At 68.3% G+C, this 637-nt stretch carries 1 protein-coding gene; it reads right to left on the bottom strand.

What is annotated here, in order from left to right; all coding sequences use genetic code 11:
• On the bottom strand, positions 1-637 hold a 637-nt coding region (locus ODJ79_RS46670), incomplete at both ends, for an SLC13 family permease (protein ID WP_263030197.1).

Raw genomic sequence — 637 nt, 5'->3', positions numbered from 1 at the left:
AGCAGCAGCAGCCCGCCGAGCAGCGCCACCACCGAGGGTTCCAGGCCCACCAGGGTGTGCAGCAGGAACGCGGCCAGGACTCCGGCCAGCACGCCCAAACTGATCACCAGCAGCCGCGGGTCGCGAATGGCGTCCCGTTCCCGCAACGCCATCACCCGGGCCGCGCGGTCGACGTCGTACCGAAACGCCTGCCGGAACATGATCCGGCACAGCACAAGCAGCACCACCAGCACCACGACGACCAACGGGGCGAGCACGGCCAGGAAGTCGTTGAAGCTCAGCCCGGACCGGCTCGCGATGATGATGTTGGGCGGATCCCCGACGAGGGTGGCGGTCCCGCCGATGTTGGAGGCGAACACCTCCGCGATCAGGAACGGCACCGGCGGGACGCCGAGCCGGTCACAGACCAGCAGCGTGACCGGCGCGACCAGCAGCACGGTGGTCACGTTGTCCAATGCCGCCGAGACGACACCGGTGACCACGACGAGGATCACCATGATCGGGAACGGGCGGCCGCGGGCCTTCTTGGCCGACCAGATCGCCACGTACTCGAACACCCCGGTGCGCCGCAGCACGCCGACGATGAGCATCATGCCCAGCAGCAGGAAGATGACGTTCCAGTCGACGCCGGCCTCTT

It is taken from the genome of Actinoplanes sp. KI2 (assembly GCF_025630775.1).
GTDB lineage: Bacteria > Actinomycetota > Actinomycetes > Mycobacteriales > Micromonosporaceae > Actinoplanes.
Note: the sequence above shows the minus strand (reverse complement) of the source record. Positions and strands in the feature narration are given on the sequence as shown.